We start from the raw sequence: 15,202 nt of genomic DNA on the forward strand, positions 1-15,202 counted from the left end.
CGCTCTCAGGTGAGCACGCCGCAGTCGGCGATGACGCCGCGCATCTCCTCGGCGAAGGCGGTCGCGGAGAACCGGGTGCGGCAGATGTCCAGCAGCGCGAGCTGGATGTCGGTCCACAGCGGCGAGTCGCCGATCAACCGGTCGCTCAGCTCGACCAGCTCGGCAGGCGAGCTGCCGATCAGGTGCCGCGCGGTCCATCCCAGGTGCAGGCCCTCGCCGCCGACCGGGGTGGTCACGAACGGCAGCCCGGCGGCCATCGAGTCGACGAACTTGATCTTCACCCCGGCGCCGTAGCGCATCGGGACGATGTGCAGCAGGCACGAGGCGAGGACCGGCTGCGGATCGGGGACCTTGCCGACCACGTCCACGCCCCGGGCCGCGAGGGCGAGCACGGCGGGCGACGGGTCGGCCCCGACGACCCGCATCCGCAAGCCGGGGTGCCGCTCGGCGAGCGCCGGGAAGACCTCGTCGGCGAGTTCGAGCACGGCGAACTCGTTCGGGGTGCCGGGCGTGTTGTCGAACCCGCCGAAGAAGGCGATCCCGGCGCGCCCCTCGCGGCCGGGCACGGCGTCGGGGACCGACGCCGGGTAGCAGGCGACGTGGACGCTGGTGCCGGGAGCAACCCGCCGCGCCCAGCCCGCCTCCTCCTCGCTGACGCACACGGCCACGTCCGCCCAGGTGAACGCCGCGACCTCCTCCTCGCGCAGGCGGTGGGCCTCGATCGCGTACCGCCGCCGGACGTCGAGGTCCTCGGCGCTGTGGAAATGCTGCTCCGGCCGCCGGTGGAACAGCGCCTCGGAGTCGTAGACGCGCACCGCCTGCGGCTGCGCCGAGGCGATGGACAACCCCACAGTGGTGAAGTTGTGCGGTCGGAAGGCGACGATCACGTCGTAGAGGCCGGCACGCTCCCGCGACCAGCGGACGGGGTCGGCGACATCGGTGACGACCTCGTACCCCCGTGCCCGCAGCAGCGGCGCGCACTCCTGCGCGCGGTCGGGGGTCACGGCGTAGAAGGTCACCGACGCGCGCGGGTCGACCGAGCGCCAGGCGTCGAGCACCGCCATCGTCCTCGGGTCGCCCCGGCCCCGGTCGGCCTGCGGCACGCGGTCATCGATGAGCAGCACCCGGTAGGGCGCGGCGTGGTCGCGCAGCCACGTCATCCGGTGCGGGTGCTCGTCGACGCCGACGACGGCGGGCCGCGCCGCCAACTCCGCCTCCCAGCGCCGCACGAAGGTGCCGTGGTTGAGCCGCATCAGTTCCTCGGCACGGGCCGAGGAACTGCTGCCGTGGCGCTGGTGCACGACCCGGGAGGCGGGCACCAGCCAGGTCGGCCTGCCGCGCGCGGCCATGGCCATGGCGAGGTCGACGTCCTCGAAGTAGGCGATCTCGTACTCGGTGCAGAAGCCGCCCGCCTCGACCACGGCCTGCTTCCTGGCGACCAGGCACGCGGCCGAGGCGTAGTCGACGGCCCTCGGGTACAGCTCCGCCTCGTCGGCGGTGTACGCGCGGCACCAGCCGTCGCCGCCGATGACGCTGCCCGCCTCCTGCACGGTGCCGTCCGGGTTGAGCATCACCGGAGCGACCGCGCCCACCTCGGGGTGGGCGTCGAGGAAGGCGAGCAGGGGCTCCAGCCAGCCCGGCGAGACCTCCACGTCGGCGTTGAGGAAGCACACCAGTTCCGTACTCGCGTGCCGGAGACCGAGGTTGCACCCGGCCCCGAACCCGAGGTTCTCGCTCATCCGCAGCACGCTCGCCCCGGTGAGGTTGGCCTGCAGCCACTCCCCCGTGCCGTCGGGCGAGGCGCTGTCCACGACGATCACGTCGTAGGCCTGCGGGGTGTGCTGGGCCAGCAGGTCGAGGCAGCGCACGACGAGCTCGGCGCCGCCGTAGGACACCAGGATGACGGTGACGCGCGGGCTCACCTGCCCGCCGTCCGGCCGTAGGCCGAGCGCAGCGGCCTGCTCCAGCGGACCAGCTTGGTCCGCTGCCACGCGTCGAGTTCCACGGCCCTGGCCTCGGCCAGCCCCTCGGCCCGCTCCGCGCGCTCGCGGTGCGCGACGCCCTCCGCCCGCAGCAGCTCGATCTCCGCGAGCAGCCGCACCCGCTCGGCGAGCAGGTCGGCCATCGGCTCGGCGAGCCTGGCCCGCTCGACCAGCTGGCGCTCGCGGAGGCGGGCGTGCGCGGTGCGCAGGGCGGCGTTCTCGGCGAGCAGCTCGGCCCGGCCCACCTCGCCCTCGCGCTCGGCCACCAGGTCGGCGATGGCGGCGTGGTGCGCGGCCAGCCGCTCCTGGGCGGCCTCCGCTCGCGGTGGCGGCGTCCGGTCGTGGACCGCGGCGACCAGCTCGGCCGGGGTGGTGGCGGTTCGCGCCGCCTCGGTGCCACGGTGCCCGGCCGGGGAGTACAGCACGGCGGGCACGCCGAACGAGATCGCCACAGCGCAGGTGTCGTCGTCGCAGGCGATGACGGCGCTCGCCGCGGCGATCGCGGCGAGGCGGTCCTCCACCAGCAGGTCGTCGTCCAGGCGCAGCACCGGCTCGGTGATCTCCGCGGGCAGCGCCTCGGCGGCGACGCCCGCGGTGAGCAGGTAGTCGCCCTTCTCGGGCAGGTAGCCCAGCATCCTCAGCTGCCGCACCCGCTCCTCGACCTCGGCCGGGTCGAGGAGCAGCCGGGCGGCGAGCGCCGGGTGCGGGACGACGGCGATGTCGCGCTCGACGCCGTGGGCGCGCAGCCGGGCGGCGGACTCCTCGTCCCGAACGGCCACCAGGACGGCATCGCGCGCCTGGCGCAGGCACTCCGGGGACGGACGCGGGCCGACACTGACCCCGGACCATGCGACCGCGCCGCCCGGAACCGGGACGGGAGACTCCAGCGGATGCGCCCCCGTGACCACCGTGACTACCGGGGCACCCGCGACACCGACGACGGTGGGCAAGGCCGCGTCGAGACCGGGGCCCGAGGCCAGAACGCGGGGTCGCGCGCCCGCCTTCGCGATCCCGGCGACGGCGACCCGGGCCAGCACCTGGCCGCCGAGACCGGGCTGGTCGGACTCTGCCCACACATCGACGTTTGTTCCCACAGCCGGATTATTCACCGGATGGGATCGGCGGCGAGCACCCGCTCGACCTCCTCGACGACCCCGTCCTCCAGCAGGCCGTTGCGCCCGCTCACCAGGGACCGCTCGACGGCTTGGACGACCACGACGTCGCGGTCGGCGAAGAACCGCGCCAGGTCCACGGCCCGTCTGCCGACCGAGTCGGCGTGCACGACGGTGACATCGGCGAAGGCGCCGGCGAGGTACGGGGTGGCGGAGAGGGAGAACGAGTCCGCGACCATGGCCACCCGGTTGCCGACGACCCCGTCGCCGGGCGCCTGGGTCAGCGGCAGGGGTTCGAGGAACTGCTTGTTCACCGGCCTGCTGCGCACCGTCCTGCCGTCCGGGAGCAGGTCGTAGTGGCGCACCGTCGCGGTCTCCTCCCGCCCGATCAGCAGGGGGATGTCGCCCTTGGCCGTCAGCAGGTCTCCGGAGCCGACCCGCCAGGAACCGGTCACCCCCGGCTGGATTCCCTCGGCGATCGCCCGGACCATCACCAGGGCTCCGCCGGGGGTCCAGTGGCTGTCCACCTTGGTGTAGAGCACGTCGTCGTCGGCCACCGCGCGCAGCGACTCGCGCAGGTCCACGCCGCCGGTCTTGGGCACGGTGTCGCGCCAGAAGACCTCGGAGACGCTCTTGGCGCAGTCCGAACCGACGTAGGTCTCCGGCAGGAACTGCGGCACCATCGTGGACTTGTTGGGGGCCACCACGAAGAGGAAGGTCCGCCCGGACTTCTCCACCGCGGCCCGCAGCCGCTGGAGCCGGGCGATCACCTCTTCCCGCTGCAGGGAGGGCAGGCAGGCGCCCCGCATGTCCTCCCCCAGATAGAGCCAGTCGTCGCGCCCCTGGATCACGTCCGGGTAGGACGAGTTACGCGCCGCGGGGTCGTCCGGGTCGGGGAACCGGGGGCCCGCGATCGGCCCGACGGGCGCGGTGCCGTGCCCGCGGCCGAGCTCCGGCGCCTCGCCGAAGACCCCCCGGCTGACGTCGTCGACCGCGCCGACCGCGACATCGCGCAGCGGCAGGTGGTCCGATGCCCACGCGGGCAGGTCCGTGAACAGCCCCCACCCGTCACCGACGCTGGGGAACGCCGCCAGCTCCCGGTTCTCGAACGAGGCGGGCCGGACCCCGAGCACGAGCAGCAGGACGGGGGTGAGGAAGAAGACCGCGGCGCAGATGAGGCCCGACCGCTGGCGCTTGGAGTAGCGCGGCCGGTAGAGGGAGTGCTCCCGCGGCAGCCACGCCTCGTGCACCGCTGGCAGCTCGGTCTGCTGGTCCCCTGGCACCCGGCCAGGATAGCCGGCCCTCCCGCGCGCCCCGGCGCTTCAGCCCGCGGGGATCCACCTTGGGCGTCGCGGGCCGGGTGCGTGCGACCGCTGTCGCCTGAACCTACTGTCGAGTAGTGTCGGGTGGCATGGACGCAAGGGTGCGGGTGGCGGACGTCCTGCGGGCCGTGCCGTCGCTGGTGGCGGACGGGCCGATGATGCTGGGTGGGCTGGTCGGGCTGGTGTCGGTGAAGCCGACGACGGCCAAGTCGGTCGGGCTGGTGTTCCAGGAGGCCGCAGCCCGCCATCCCGGGCGCGACTTCCTGCGGTTCGAGGACACCGCGATCACCTACGGCGCCGCCAACGCGACGGTCAACCGGATGGCCTCGGCGCTGGCGGCGCGGGGGGTGGGGCCCGGCTCGGTGGTCGGGGTGATGGCGCCGAACGCGCCGAACACGCTGCTGGTGGCGCTGGCGGTGGTGAAGCTGGGGGCCGCCGCCGGGATGATCAACCACAACCAGCGCGGCGAGGTGCTCGACCACAGTGTTCGCCTGCTCGACGCCGTGGTGCTGGTGGCCGGGGGTGAGCACCGCGAGCTGCTGCCCGACGCGCTCGACATCGACACCCTCGCCGAGGAGGGGACGAGCGCGGCGAACCCCGAGCGGACCGCCGCGATCACCGCGGGGACCACCGCGTTCCTGATCTTCACGTCGGGGACGACCGGGCTGCCGAAGGCCAGTGCGATGTCGCACTTCCGGTGGCTCAAGAGCATGGCCGGGCTCGGCAAGCTGGGGGTGCGGCTGCGCGGCGGCGACGCGCTCTACTGCTGTCTGCCGCTATATCACAACAACGCGCTCACGGTGTCGCTGTCGTCGGTGCTCGCGGCCGGGGCGACGTTCGCGCTGGGACGCTCGTTCTCGGCGTCGCGGTTCTGGGACGAGGTGATCCGCACCGGGGCCACCGCCTTCTGCTACATCGGCGAGCTGTGCCGCTACCTGCTCAACCAGCCCGAGCGCGCCGCCGAGCGCGACCACGACGTGCGCGTGGTCGTCGGCAACGGGCTGCGCCCGGAGCTGTGGGACGACTTCACCTCCCGGTTCGGCATCAAGCGGGTCGCGGAGTTCTACGGGGCCAGCGAGTGCAACCTGGCCTTCGTCAACGCGCTCAACGTCCCGCGCACCGCGGGCGCCTGCCCGCTGCCGCACGCCGTCGTGGAGTACGACGGCGACTCCGCCCGCCGGGTCGGCGGCAGGCTGCGCAAGGTGAAGACCGGCGAGGTGGGCCTGCTGCTGACCAAGGTCACCGACCGCGCCCCCTTCGACGGCTACACCGACGCCGAGGCGACCGAGAAGAAGCTGGTCCGCGACGCCTTCGCCGACGGCGACTGCTGGTTCGACACCGGCGACCTGGTGCGCGCGCAGGGGTTCAAGCACGTCGCGTTCGTCGACCGGCTCGGCGACACCTTCCGCTGGAAGGGCGAGAACGTGGCCACGACCGAGGTCGAGGCCGCCGTGGACGAGCACGCCGACGTCGACCAGTCGGTGGTCTACGGGGTCGCCGTGCCGGGGGCCGACGGGAAGGCGGGGATGGCCGCGGTCAAGCTGCGCGAGGGCGCGGACTTCGACGGGACGGGGATGGCCGAGCACCTGCGCGGCAGGCTGCCCGGGTACGCCGTGCCGCTGTTCGTGCGGGTGATCGACGCCGTGGAGCAGACCTCCACCTTCAAGTCCCGCAAGGTGGACCTGCGCGCCGAGGGGTACGAAGTGGACGGTTCCGGGAGCGGGGCCGTGCACGTGCTGAAGGACGGCGGGTACGTCCCGTACTACGCCGACTACCCGGCCGAGGTCGCCGCGGGCACAATCCGGACGTGACCGGTTACGTCCTCCTGCTCCGCGGGGTCAACCTCGGCGGCGGCACGGCGCTGTCCATGCCCGACCTGAAGACCGTCCTCACCGGACTCGGCTACACCGGTGTGACGACCGTCCTGCGCTCGGGCAACGCCGTCTTCGAGGCCGAACGCGCGCCCGAGCCCGCCGTGATCGAGGCCGCGCTGGCCGCCGGGGTCGGCCTGCGGACCCGCTGCCTCGTGCGCACCGAGGCGCAGCTGCGCGCGGTCGTCGACGGCCACCCGTTCCGCGACGTCGCCGACAACGGCTCGCGCATGCAGGTCTACTTCCTGGAGTCCAACCCCACCCCCGCCCAGCTCGCCGAGCACGACCCGGTCGCGCTCGACCCCGACCGCGTCCGCGTCGGCGACCACGCGATCTACCAGTGGTGTCCCGACGGCATCTCCACGGCGCCCGCGCTGCTCCCGCTGCTGGACCGCAAGTGGAAGATCCTGGGCACCGCGCGCAACTGGAACACCACGACCAGGCTGCTCGGCCTGCTCGCTCAGCGGCCGACCGCGTAGCCCTGCATGCCGCGCGGGTTGGCCGCCGCGCGCAGCAGGCCGTTGTGCCGCGAGACCGCCGAGAGCCTGCCCAGCGTCCACGGGCCGAGGTCGACCAGCTTGTGCCCGCGCGCGGCGAGGGCGGCCAGCGTCTGCGCGCCCAGCCGGGACTCCACGTGCGCCTCGCCGGGGACGTGGTCGCGCGGGTAGAAGCTGCTCGGCACGGCGTTGCTGTGCCAGGCGGGCGCGTCGATGGCGGCCTGCAGGTTGAGGCCCGCCTCGACGTGGGCGAGCCAGAAGCACAGCTGCCACTGGTCCTGCCCGTCGCCGCCGGGGGTGCCGAAGGCGAGCGAGGGCACGCCGTCGCGCAGGGCCAGGCTCGGGGTGAGGGTGATGCGCGGACGCCTGCCCGGGGCCAGGGAGTTGGGCAGGCCCTGCTCCAGCCAGAACATCTGCGCCCGGGTGCCGAGGCAGAAGCCCAGCTCGGGGATCGCCGGCGAGGACTGCAGCCAGCCGCCGGACGGGGTCGCCGAGACGATGTTGCCCCAGCGGTCGACCACGTCGACGTGCACGGTGTCACCGCGCGTGGTGCCGTCGGGGCGCACGGTCGGCTCGCCGATGGCGCCGCTGGTGGGGACCGGGGCCGAGCCGGAGACCAGGAACTCCGGCAGGCGGGGGGCGCGCCCGTCCGGGCTGCCGGGGCGCAGCTCCATCGACGCGGTGTCGCCGATGAGGGCGCGGCGCTCGGCGGCGTAGGAGCGGGAGAGCAGCGCCTCCAGCGGCACGTCCCGGTCGTCGCCGTACCAGGCCTCGCGGTCGGCGAAGGCCAGCTTGGTGGCCTCCAGCGCGTGGTGCACGGTGTCGGCGGTGGGCACGCCGTCCACGTAGGACACCGGGAGGCCTTCGAGGATCAGCAGCTGCTGCAGCAGCACCGGACCCTGCGTCCACGGCCCGCACTTGGCCAGCGTCCAGCTGCCGAAGTCGGCGGAGACGGCGTCCTCGTAGGAGGCCTCCCAGGAGGCCATGTCCTCGCCGGTGAGCAGGCCCGCGTGGTCGCGGCCGGAGTCGTCGCGGAAGGCGGTGCGGCAGAACTTGTCCACGGCCTCGGCGACGAAGCCGCTGGACCAGGCCCGGCGGGCGGCGTCGATGCGCGCCTCGCGGGTGGGGCCGACGGCCTCGGTCAGCAGCCGCTCCCAGGTGCCCGCGAGCACCGGGTTGGCGAAGCGCTCGCCGACGGCGGGCAGCCACTGCCGCGCCGAGGTCGGCCAGTGCTCGGTGAACAGGTCGCGGACGGTGTCCACGACCGCCGTCACCCGCTCCAGCAGCGGGAACCCGTCGCGGGCGTAGCCGATGGCGTGGGCCAGGACCTCGCTCAGCTCCTTGGTGCCGTGATCGCGCAGCAGCGTCAGCCAGGCGTCCCAGGCGCCGGGGACGGTCGCGGCGAGCAGCCCACTGCCGGGCACGAGCGAGAGCCCGAGGTCGGCGTAGCGCTCGGGGGTGGCCGCGGCCGGGGCGACGCCCTGCCCGCACAGCACCCTGGGCTCCGGGTCGCCCGCGGTCGCGAAGATCGCGGGCACCTCCCCGCCCGGCCCGTTGAGGTGCGGCTCGACCACCTGCAGGACGAAGCCGGCGGCCACTGCGGCGTCGAAGGCGTTGCCGCCGTCCTCCAGCACCGCCATCCCCGCGGCCGAGGCGATCCAGTGCGTGGAGGCGACCATGCCGTACGTGCCCGCCAGCTCAGGCCTCGTCGTGAACATCCGGCCAAGCTACCCCAACTAGTTACCGTTGCTAAAGAGTCAGTTCTTCCCATATCGAACACTTGTGCACACTGTGGATAAGCCCTGTGGACAACCTGGCGGGCCCGCTCAGCGCCTGCCCGGCGGGCAGATCTCGTCGAGAGCGGCCAGGTCACCGGGGGTGGGGCGCCAGCGCGCCGCGGCGGCGTTGGTCCCGGCCTGCTCCGCGGTGGTCGCCCCGGCGATGACCGAGCCGACCCCGGGCTGGGCGGCCAGCCAGCCGATGGCGACCGAGGTCATGGCGACCCCGCGCTCGGCGGCGAAGGCGCGCAGCCGCTCGACCCGGTCCCACGGGGCGTCGAGGAGCATCCGCTGGCGGCCTGCGAGCCTGCTGCCGTCGGGCGGGGCGGCCCCGCGCGCGTACTTGCCGGTGAGCAGGCCGTTGGCCAGCGGGAAGTACGGCAGCAGGCTCACCCCGAAGCGGGCGCAGGCGGGCAGCACCTCGCGCTCGGCCTCGCGCTCCAGCAGCGAGTAGTGGTTCTGGGCCGACACCGGGGCCCGGACCCGGGCGTCCCGGGCGGTCCACGCGGCGTCGGCCAGCTGCCAGCCCGCCAGGTTGCACACCCCGGCGTAGCGGACGAGGCCGTCGCGGACCAGGTCGTCCAGGGCGGTGAGGGTCTCCGCCAGCGGGGTGCGCGGGTCGGGGCGGTGCAGCTGGTAGAGGTCGATCCAGTCGGTGTTCAGCCTGCGCAGCGAGGACTCCACGGCGCGACGCACGTAGCCGCGGGAGCCGCGGGCGCCGAAGTCCGGGCCGTTGCCGCCCTGCATGTCGACGCCGAACTTGGTGGCGATGACGGCGTGGTCGCGGCGGCCGGAGAGCGCCTGGCCCAGCAGCTCCTCGCTGCGCCCGCGCGGGGCGCCGTAGACGTCGGCGACGTCGAAGAGGGTGATCCCCGCCTCAAGGGCGCCGCGGACCAGCGCCCGCGCGCCCGCCAGCGACTCGGCCGCGGTGCCCGGCCTGCCCAGGTTGTTGCAGCCCAGGCCGACGGCGCTGACCACGAGGCCGGACTCGCCGAGGTGCCGCATCTCCACACCGCGACAGTAAGCGCGCGGCAGGTTGTGATCCAGATGTCCGGTGTGGGAGCGCCCGGGGTGAGAGGCTGAGCCCATGACGACGCCCCCGGGTGATTCCGCCGGTTGGACCGCGGCCGACATGCCCAGTCTGATCGGCCGTTCGTTCGTGGTCACCGGGGCGAACAGCGGCCTCGGCTACCAGACGTCGCTGGCCCTGGCCCGCAAGGGCGGCCACGTCGTGCTGGCCGTGCGCGACCTGGCGAAGGGCGCCGAGGCCGTCGAGCGGATCAAGGCCGAGGACGCCGACGCCCACGTCGAGGCCCGCCACCTCGACCTGGCCGACCTCGACTCGGTGCGCTCCTTCGCCGCGGGCGTCGAGCGCCTCGACGTGCTCGTCAACAACGCGGGGGTGATGTGGACGCCGCGCCTGGAGAGCGCCCAGGGCTTCGAGCTGCAGTTCGCGGTCAACCACCTGGCCCACTTCGCGCTGACCGGCCTGCTGCTGCCGGTCCTCGCCGACGGCCGCGACGCGCGCGTGGTCACCGTCAGCTCGTTCCTGCACAAGCAGGGCTTCCTGCACTTCGACGACCTGCAGGGCGAGCACAAGTACAGCCGCCGCGGCTACTACGCCCAGTCGAAGCTGGCCAACGTCGTCTTCGCCTTGGAGCTGCACCGCAGGCTGAGATCCAACGGCGTCGCGGTGGCCAGCGTGCTCGCCCACCCCGGCTACGCCGCCACCAACCTGCAGTCCGCCGGGCCGACCGGCGTGCAGAAGCTCGGTCTCCGGCTCGGCAACCGCCTGCTCGCCCAGGACGCCGAGATGGGCGCCCTCCCCCAGCTCTACGCCGCCACCCACCCCGAGGTCGACGGCGGGCAGTTCATCGGCCCCAACGGCAGGCGCGAGCAGAAGGGCCACCCCGCGCTGGTCGAGCCGCTGGAGGCCGCCCGCGACCGGGGCACGGCGCGCCGGCTGTGGGACGTCAGCGAGGAACTCAGCGGCGTGGTCTACGACCTGCCCCGGTAGGGGTGCGTCACACCGTCGCGGCCCGCGGGCTGAACGAGCGTTAACCTGGCGCCCGACTGATCCGGGCGAAAGGACGACCATGCAGATCGACGGTATCGCGGCCATCGTCACCGGCGGCGCCTCCGGCCTCGGCGCGGCCACCGCCGCGGCCCTCGCCGGGCGCGGCGCGACGGTGTACGCCCTCGACCTGCCCTCGGCGACCGGCCCCGAGGTGGACGGCGTCACCTACATCGGCGCCGACGTGACCGACCCCGCCTCCGTGGAGGCCGCCGTCGCCCAGGCGGCTTCGGGCCCGGCCCCGCTGCGCGTGGCGGTCAACTGCGCGGGCATCGGCCCGTCGGCGCGCATCCTGTCCAAGAAGGGCCCGCACGACCTGGGGCTGTTCAGCAAGGTCGTGCAGGTCAACCTGGTCGGCACCTTCAACGTCCTCACCACGGCCGCCGCGGCGATCGCCCAGACCGACGAGCTGGACCACGGCGCGCGCGGCGTCATCATCAACACCGCCTCGATCGCCGCCTTCGACGGCCAGATCGGCCAGGCCGCCTACGCCGCGTCCAAGGGCGGCGTCGTCGGCCTCACCCTGCCCGCCGCGCGCGACCTGTCGACCTCGGGCATCCGGGTGGTGACCATCGCCCCGGGCATCATCGACACCCCGATGCTGGCCACCGTCAGCGAGGAGTTCCGCGCCGCCCTGGCCTCGGGCATCCCGTTCCCGAAGCGGCTGGGCCTGCCGCAGGAGTACGCCAAGCTGGCCCTGTCGGTCATCGACCAGGACTACCTCAACGGCGAGGTCATCCGCCTGGACGGCGCCCTGCGGATGGCGCCGCGCTAGCACCGGCGGCGGGGACTGGGCCGGTGGCCCAGTCCCCAGCCCGCTCAGTGGCCGCGGTCGATCCACTCCTGGCGGTGCGGGGACTCCGCGCCGATGGAGGTGGAGTCGCCGTGGCCGGTGTGCACGATCGTCTCCGGCGGCAGCGACAGCAGCCGGTCGGTGATGGAGTCCACGATGGTGTCGAAGTCGCTGTAGGAGCGGCCGGTCGCGCCGGGGCCGCCCTGGAACAGGGTGTCGCCGCTGAAGAGGACGCCCAGTTCGGGGGCGTGGAAGCAGACCGCTCCGGGGGCGTGGCCCGGGGTGTGGACGACGAGCAGCTCGCCGCCGGCGACCTCGAAGGTCTGGCCGTCGTGCAGCGGGTCGTAGTCGGCTTCCGGGTAGACCATGCGCCACAGCGGCTCGTCGGCCGGGTGCAGGTGGACGCGGGCGTCAGTGGCGGTGGCGAGGGCCTCCGCCGCGCTGATGTGGTCGTCGTGGGCGTGGGTGCAGAGGATGGCCTTGATCTCGCGGTCGGCGACGGCGGCGAGGATCTCGTCGGCGTCGTGGGCGGGGTCGATGACGATGACCTCGCGGTCGTCGCCGACGATCCAGACGTTGTTGTCGACGTCCCAGGTGCCGCCGTCGAGGCTGAAGGTGCCCGAGGTGACGATGTGGTCGACGCGCATCAGAAGACCACCACCGAGCGCAGGACGTCGCCGTGGTGCATGCGCTCGAAGGAGGCCTCCACGCCGTCGAGCGGGATGGTCTCGGTGACGAAGGCGTCCAGGTCGAGCCTGCCCTGGCGGTAGAGGTCGACCAGGTACGGGAAGTCGCGGCTGGGCAGGCAGTCGCCGTACCAGCTGGACTTGAGCGAGCCGCCGCGGGAGAACAGGTCGATCAGCGGCATCTCGATCCGCATGTCCGGGGTCGGCACGCCGACCAGGACCACGGTGCCCGCGAGGTCGCGGGCGTAGAAGGCCTGCTTCCAGGTCTCCGGCCTGCCGACGGCGTCGATGACGACGTCCGCGCCGAAGCCGCCGGTCAGCTCCTGGATGGCCGCGACCGGGTCGCCCGCGCCCGCGTTGACGGTGTGGGTCGCGCCGAGCTTCCTCGCCCACTCCAGCTTGCGGTCGTCGAGGTCGACGCCGATGACGGTGGTGGCGCCCGCCAGGCGCGCGCCCGCGATGGCCGCGTCGCCGACACCGCCGCAGCCGATCACCGCGACGGTGTCGCCGCGGGTCACACCGCCGGTGTTGACGGCCGCGCCGATGCCCGCCATCACCCCGCAGCCGAGCAGGCCGACCGCGGCGGGCGAGGCCTCCGGGTCGACCTTGGTGCACTGGCCCGCGTGCACGAGGGTCTTCTCGGCGAACGCGCCGATGCCCAGCGCGGGCGAGAGCGGGGTGCCGTCCTCCAGCGTCATGGGCTGGGCGGCGTTGTGGGTGCTGAAGCAGTACCAGGGCTTGCCCTTGAGGCAGGCCCGGCAGTGGCCGCAGACCGCGCGCCAGTTCAGGATCACGAAGTCACCGGGCGCGACGTCGGTGACGCCCTCGCCGACGGACTCCACCACGCCCGCGGCCTCGTGGCCGAGCAGGAACGGGAACTCGTCGTTGATCCCGCCCTCGCGGTAGTGCAGGTCGGTGTGGCACACCCCGCAGGACTGGACCCGCACGACCGCCTCGCCCGGTCCCGGGTCGGGGACCACGATGGTCTCCACCGAAACCGGCTGCCCCTTGGCCTTCGCCACGACGCCCTGTACCCGCTGAGCCATCCGTCCTCCTCGACGCCGGTTCGTTGATGCTTGAACCGTAGTGGGCGCGGGCCGATCAGACAGCCCAGCGCAGCCGTTCGGTGCGCGTGCCCGCGATCACCTCGTCTCTGACCAGCGCCGCGTACCTGTCCTCCCGCGAGAGTGCCCGCTGCGGGGCGCGCTGCTCGGGGACCTGCTCCGGGAGGCGCTGTTCGGGGACGGACTCGGAGAGGGGGTCGGGGAGCACCAGGTCGAGGGCGTCGGCGCGAGCGCGCAGGAACGCGGCGACATCCTGAGCCGTGCCGAGGTAGAGCGCGCGGAGGCGGGCCCGCTCGTCCGGGTCGGCGTCGCGCAGCAGGTGCGGGAGGGTGTGCACGAACGTGTTGTGCCCCTCGACCCGCGCCCGCACCCCGGCGTGCAGGTCGACGACCGCGCCCATGGCCGTGGGCAGCTCGGGACGGGCCAGGGCGTAGACCTCGCTGGCCGCGCCCGCCCAGTGCGCGGGGTCGAGGTCGCGCGCGGCGGCCAGGCCGCGGTGCAGCGGCTCGGCCTGCGCGGCGAGCTGTTCGGCGAACATGGCGACCCAGCGGGCGGCGCCGGGGACCTGCTCTTCCACGCCCCTACCCCAGTTCGTCCAGTGCGGCGCGCACGTCGTCGTCGGCGCGCCGGTAGGCCGTGGCGGTGGCGTCGAGGTTCTCGGCGGTGGCGTCGGCCTTGGCGCACACCCGCCAGACCGCCGCGCGCAGGCTGCGCTGGTAGCGCTCGACCGCCGCGCGCACCGGGTCCTCAGCAGGCCAGTTGGCGACGTCGAGGGCGAAGCTCCAGACCGCGTCGTCGCGCACGTCGTCGGCCAGCGCCCTGGCCCGGCCTGCGACGGCGGCCAGCTCGGCGAGGTCGACGGAGAACCCGCTCACAGCGCCATCAGCGCCATCAGCTCCTCCGATGTCCAGGCGTGGCCCGCGTCCGCGCCCGCTCCGCCCAGCGGGTTGACCGCCAGGCCCAGCGAGCCGTCCTGCACCAGCCGCTGGAGCACCTTCAGGCCCGGCGCGCGCGTGCGGCGGTCGGACTCGGGCGCGCCCGTCGCCCGCTGGTACCGCGCCAGCAGCTCGGCGCTGGTGAACACGCAGGCGACGTCGCCGACCCCCGCCGTGCGCCGCACGACCATCAGGCCGCGCTCGGAGACGGCGAAGTGGACCACGCCGCGCTTGACCGCCGGGCCCGCGCCGGGGCCGCGCTCGGCGACGACGCGGGCGAACTCGTCCTCCGACAGCGCCGCGGGCCGGGCGTGCCGGGTGCGGTGCTCGGCTTCCTCCCCGGCCTCGCGGGCCAGCTCCGCCGCGGGCGGCGGCGCGAAGCGGCCGTTCCTGAGCAGGTCGGTGACCGGGCCGATGTCCTTGGAGCAGTAGCGGTTCGCGGTGTCGGGCGCGGGCCCGCCCGCGGCGCGCAGCAGGGCGAAGCGCTCCTTGCGGGTGGTGGTCGCGGTGAGGCGCGGGTCGCGGTCGAGGTTGAAGGCGGCGGTGAAGACGCGGCGGTGGGCCGTGCTGAGCGGCACCCGCGCGATCGCGGTCCTGACCTGCCAGACCAGTGTGGCGAGCACGAGGTCGGGGTGGGCGCCGCGGTCGATGTGCAGGCGCCGGGCGAAGTCGGCGGGAAGTGCGGCGATGAGGTCCGGATCGCGCACCCCGCGACCGTGGTGCAGTCGGCATTCCAGTGTTCTACGCACCGCCATCCCCCTTTCTTGGCGGTTTCTCAAGGTGGCCAAAGCGTAGCGGAGAGTCAAATCGCGCCGCACTCGACTTCCCCCCTTCAGGGGAGATCGGGGTCACTCGGCCCATCACCGGACAACTTGGTGTACAAGCGTCTGACAACTTGGCCTGAGCTGCGACAAGTCCGATTCGATCAAGCCAACTCGGTGACAACTCAACCATTAAACGCGAAGATCAAGAGATTCTTAAGAATCGCAGGTGAGCCACTCCGTTATCGGTCGGTCCGGCACCGATTTGTCACCTCGGGACTTTGCCCGGGCGCGGCGCCACGGCATAGGAATGCGCCAACGGCACAA

At 73.7% G+C, this 15,202-nt stretch carries 14 protein-coding genes; 4 read left to right on the forward strand and 10 right to left on the reverse strand.

What is annotated here, in order from left to right; genetic code table 11:
• Nucleotides 1–5: 5 nt before the first annotated feature.
• The 3 genes from ACFPM7_RS00245 to ACFPM7_RS00255 are packed head-to-tail and all read right to left on the reverse strand — an operon-like array spanning nucleotide 6 to nucleotide 4,377.
• On the reverse strand, nucleotides 6–1,991 hold the full coding sequence (locus ACFPM7_RS00245) for a glycosyltransferase (protein ID WP_378242436.1): 1,986 nt from the start codon (nucleotides 1,989–1,991) through the stop codon (nucleotides 6–8).
• The gene (locus tag ACFPM7_RS00250; protein ID WP_378242438.1) at nucleotides 1,919–3,076 is read right to left on the reverse strand and encodes a glycosyltransferase family protein; all 1,158 of its coding nucleotides are present in this window, start codon (nucleotides 3,074–3,076) and stop codon (nucleotides 1,919–1,921) included. The genes ACFPM7_RS00245 and ACFPM7_RS00250 overlap by 73 nt, the downstream gene beginning before the upstream one ends.
• 11 nt (nucleotides 3,077–3,087) lie before the next feature.
• Nucleotides 3,088–4,377, reverse strand: coding sequence for an alginate O-acetyltransferase AlgX-related protein (locus tag ACFPM7_RS00255; RefSeq protein WP_378242440.1), 1,290 nt, complete (start codon nucleotides 4,375–4,377; stop codon nucleotides 3,088–3,090).
• Between the two features lie 128 nt (nucleotides 4,378–4,505).
• Here ACFPM7_RS00255 and ACFPM7_RS00260 point away from each other — a divergent pair, with 128 nt between their 5' ends.
• Both ACFPM7_RS00260 and ACFPM7_RS00265 read left to right on the forward strand, forming a co-directional pair.
• Nucleotides 4,506–6,227 carry an AMP-binding protein gene (locus tag ACFPM7_RS00260; protein ID WP_378242442.1) on the forward strand — a complete coding sequence of 574 codons (1,722 nt, stop codon included), beginning with the start codon at nucleotides 4,506–4,508 and terminating at the stop codon, nucleotides 6,225–6,227.
• Nucleotides 6,224–6,766 carry a DUF1697 domain-containing protein gene (locus ACFPM7_RS00265; protein ID WP_378242444.1) on the forward strand — a complete coding sequence of 181 codons (543 nt, stop codon included), beginning with the start codon at nucleotides 6,224–6,226 and terminating at the stop codon, nucleotides 6,764–6,766. Before ACFPM7_RS00260 ends, ACFPM7_RS00265 begins: the two co-directional genes overlap by 4 nt.
• Here the strand turns inward: ACFPM7_RS00265 and ACFPM7_RS00270 are convergent.
• Together ACFPM7_RS00270 and ACFPM7_RS00275 are read right to left on the reverse strand one after the other, a co-directional pair.
• Nucleotides 6,748–8,502: a gamma-glutamyltransferase family protein gene (locus ACFPM7_RS00270; RefSeq protein WP_378242447.1), complete on the reverse strand. Its 1,755-nt coding sequence runs from the start codon at nucleotides 8,500–8,502 to the stop codon at nucleotides 6,748–6,750. The genes ACFPM7_RS00265 and ACFPM7_RS00270 overlap by 19 nt on opposite strands.
• Before the next feature lie 108 nt (nucleotides 8,503–8,610).
• A complete protein-coding gene (locus ACFPM7_RS00275) occupies nucleotides 8,611–9,567 on the reverse strand; it encodes an aldo/keto reductase (RefSeq protein ID WP_378243778.1) in 957 nt (318 codons plus the stop codon).
• 82 nt (nucleotides 9,568–9,649) lie between these two features.
• Here ACFPM7_RS00275 and ACFPM7_RS00280 point away from each other — a divergent pair, with 82 nt between their 5' ends.
• Together ACFPM7_RS00280 and ACFPM7_RS00285 are read left to right on the forward strand one after the other, a co-directional pair.
• Nucleotides 9,650–10,579 (forward strand): oxidoreductase, encoded by a 930-nt coding sequence (locus ACFPM7_RS00280; protein WP_378242449.1) that lies wholly within the window; start codon nucleotides 9,650–9,652, stop codon nucleotides 10,577–10,579.
• Between the two features lie 79 nt (nucleotides 10,580–10,658).
• Nucleotides 10,659–11,411 carry an SDR family NAD(P)-dependent oxidoreductase gene (locus tag ACFPM7_RS00285; protein WP_378242451.1) on the forward strand — a complete coding sequence of 251 codons (753 nt, stop codon included), beginning with the start codon at nucleotides 10,659–10,661 and terminating at the stop codon, nucleotides 11,409–11,411.
• Nucleotides 11,412–11,455: 44 nt separating this feature from the next.
• Here the strand turns inward: ACFPM7_RS00285 and ACFPM7_RS00290 are convergent, their stop codons facing one another.
• Genes ACFPM7_RS00290 through ACFPM7_RS00310 form a run of 5 tightly spaced genes read right to left on the reverse strand, consistent with a single transcriptional unit; the run spans nucleotide 11,456 to nucleotide 14,821 of the window.
• Nucleotides 11,456–12,076, reverse strand: a complete 621-nt coding sequence (locus ACFPM7_RS00290; RefSeq protein WP_378242453.1) for an MBL fold metallo-hydrolase — start codon at nucleotides 12,074–12,076, stop codon at nucleotides 11,456–11,458.
• A complete protein-coding gene (locus ACFPM7_RS00295) occupies nucleotides 12,076–13,161 on the reverse strand; it encodes an S-(hydroxymethyl)mycothiol dehydrogenase (RefSeq protein ID WP_378242455.1) in 1,086 nt (361 codons plus the stop codon). The genes ACFPM7_RS00290 and ACFPM7_RS00295 overlap by 1 nt, the downstream gene beginning before the upstream one ends.
• A gap of 55 nt (nucleotides 13,162–13,216) precedes the next feature.
• Complete coding sequence (locus ACFPM7_RS00300) at nucleotides 13,217–13,756, reverse strand: hypothetical protein (protein ID WP_378242457.1); 540 nt, start codon at nucleotides 13,754–13,756, stop codon at nucleotides 13,217–13,219.
• 4 nt (nucleotides 13,757–13,760) lie between these two features.
• The gene (locus ACFPM7_RS00305) at nucleotides 13,761–14,054 is read right to left on the reverse strand and encodes a hypothetical protein (RefSeq protein WP_378242459.1); all 294 of its coding nucleotides are present in this window, start codon (nucleotides 14,052–14,054) and stop codon (nucleotides 13,761–13,763) included.
• Entirely contained in the window at nucleotides 14,051–14,821 is a 771-nt protein-coding gene (locus ACFPM7_RS00310; RefSeq protein WP_378242461.1) for a hypothetical protein, read from the reverse strand. Before ACFPM7_RS00310 ends, ACFPM7_RS00305 begins: the two co-directional genes overlap by 4 nt.
• Between the last annotated feature and the right edge of the window lie 381 nt (nucleotides 14,822–15,202).

This window comes from Actinokineospora guangxiensis, from assembly GCF_042657845.1.
GTDB lineage: Bacteria > Actinomycetota > Actinomycetes > Mycobacteriales > Pseudonocardiaceae > Actinokineospora > Actinokineospora guangxiensis.